Below are 2,387 nucleotides of genomic sequence, written 5' to 3' on the forward strand. Positions count from 1 at the left end.
GGGCTCTGCGGCGTAGTCACGTACCTCTTATCGGCCGCGTCACCCCCTCATTAGCGCTCGGACCTGCGGATCATCAAGGTTGTTGAACTACTCTTTACCCGGGCAACCCGCCGGGTTCAGCCCACTCGCCGGGAGAGGGCTGTGGAGACGGGCGCCAAGCTACTTGCGGAACCCGTTGAGTCGGCCCTCGGCGGAACGCCCGAGGAAGGCGAAGACCTGGTCCCGAGTCACCTGACCGTCCTTCGTCTCCGCTGCGACGCGCAGTACCTGTGCCTGGGCCCAGTCACCGAGTTGGGCCGGCAGGCGCTCGAACTGCTCGGGTCGCAGCGAACTCTCGCCGAGGTCGTCACGTCCCTGCAGCTCGACGGTCAGGGCGTCCCGGAGCTTGTGCAGTTCGGGCGTGGCGAGCCGGCGCAGGTCGAGCATCGCGGTGATGGGCAGTGACATGACGACTCCAAGATTCAGTTGATGAACTGGACAAAGAGTCACGAGACGGTTCACGAGTCAAACTGAATAGTGAAGTCGGTCAGCCCGGCGGGTGGGCTCGCTCGGTCCTATGCCCAGCAGGTGAGATGAGCTGGTCAGCTCGCCGATGTGGCGGGAGCCTCGCCGCGGGCGGGGTCGACGATCGGCAGGGGCCGGCCGTGGCCACAACCAGCCGCCGTGGTGCCGGCGCGCTGATCGATCGTCGACACGGCGCGACGACCCTGTCGTATCCGGGTGCCGACTCGGCCGTCTGACGGTAGCGTTCCAGGCAGAATCGGGAACGGCACGCGTCCGGTGGCTGGGTAGGCGCGTCTCTTCGCTGTGGCCAGGAGACGCCGATGTCCTACCGTCGATTCTTCCGTTCAACGCTCCCGAGTTTCCTTGCCCTTGCTCTCATCGGGCGCCTCCCGTACGCAGTCGTGCCTCTGGGCACGATCGTGCTGCTGCAGGCCAGTTCCGGCAGTTTCGCCTTTGCTGGGTTCGCAGCGGGAGCGCAGAGCATCGCGATCGCTCTGGGCGGCCTGTGCGTAGGCGCGGTGGCTCGCTGGGTCCCGCCGCGCCGGATCGGGTTCTGGGCTGCGCTGCTCAACGCAGCCAGCATCCTGCTGCTGGTGCTCGTCAGCCGTGGTGCCGGGCCGGTCATCATCGTTGTTGCGGCGGTCTTGGTCGGGCTGACGCAGCCCCAGGTTGGCCCCCTGGTCCGAGTGCACTGGTCCGGGCAGCTTCGCGGCGGCGACACTCACCTGGTCCGGACTGCGATGTCGTACGAGGGGGCCGCTGACGAGGGCAGCTTCGTGCTCGGCCCGGCGCTGGTTGGTCTCCTCCTGCTGATTCCTACCGTCGCGTGGGGATTCCCGCAGGCAGGCCCGCTGCTGGGCGCCGCTGTCCTGCTCGTGGTCGCCGCCGCGCCGCTCGCTCGCCACTACGCAGACCTGTCGAGCGAGGATGCCACCCCCGAGGCCGGCTCCAGCGGGCCAGCGACAGGTACGTCGTCCGCAGTCGCCGGGCCGGTCCCGAGCTCGGCCGCAGGCCGGGCGGGGGCCAGACTGGACTGGCCGTCCCTGGTGACGCTGACCGTCGCGATGATCAGCGTCGGGGTCATCTTCGGGGTGGCGCAGACCGGCGTCACCGCGTACGCCGCTGCACAGGGCACACCACAGCTGGCTGGGCTGTACTTCGCCGAGCTCGGAATCGGGAGCGCGATCGCGGGCGCGGCATGCGCCTGGCTGCCTCCGGGGTTCAGCCTCGCTCTGCGCCGCTGGCTGTTCCCGCTTGCCCTGGTGCTCGGCATGATGCTGCTGTTCTGGGGGGCGGTGGCCGGTCTACTGCCGGTCGCGATCGCGGTCGCCGGGCTGGCTGTCGGCCCTTACATGGTCACCTTGTACGCGCTGACCGAAGCCCAGACACCGTTGCCGTCCATGGCCACCGCCATGGCCGTGTTGTGCGCCGGGGGACCGATCGGCACTGCCGCGGGCCAGTTCGGTGCTGGGGTGCTCACCGACATGCTCGGCGCCACCCCGGCGTTCGTCATCGCCCCGATCGCCGCTGCCCTGGGACTGGCCGCGTCGCTGGCGAACGTGCGCACCTTCAATGCGGCCCGGCTGCGCGGGGAGGGCGTGTCCTCGACCGAGCTCGCCGACGGCGACACCGGCGCTCAAGTCGGTGCTGACGTCCGCTTCCGGGACGGAGAGGTCGGCTGATGTACAAGTCACCTTTCGTAGCCCGTACCCACGAGTCGAGGAGGTGCCGCGCGAGCTCCTCTCAGCCTGCACCCCGTGTCGTCATTGGAAGTGGTCACCCGATGTCGGCGGACTTGCGGCGGCAGATGGCGGCAAAGGTCCAGGTAGCCGCAGGAACGTAGGCATCGTGTGAGCCGGTTGCTGCCGAACCGGACACCGCGG

General features: G+C 69.0%; 2 protein-coding genes. One reads left to right on the forward strand and one right to left on the reverse strand.

Features of this window, described 5'->3' with window-relative positions; all coding sequences use genetic code 11:
- Window positions 1–159: 159 nt before the first annotated feature.
- Window positions 160–447, reverse strand: coding sequence for a hypothetical protein (locus tag AC5JLE_RS05160; protein WP_496065087.1), 288 nt, complete (start codon window positions 445–447; stop codon window positions 160–162).
- Between the two features lie 377 nt (window positions 448–824).
- Between AC5JLE_RS05160 and AC5JLE_RS05165 the strand changes: the two genes are divergently transcribed.
- Window positions 825–2,186 carry an MFS transporter gene (locus AC5JLE_RS05165; RefSeq protein ID WP_496065088.1) on the forward strand — a complete coding sequence of 454 codons (1,362 nt, stop codon included), beginning with the start codon at window positions 825–827 and terminating at the stop codon, window positions 2,184–2,186.
- Window positions 2,187–2,387 lie beyond the last annotated feature (201 nt).

The sequence above is a fragment of the Stenotrophomonas sp. genome, assembly GCF_059505245.1.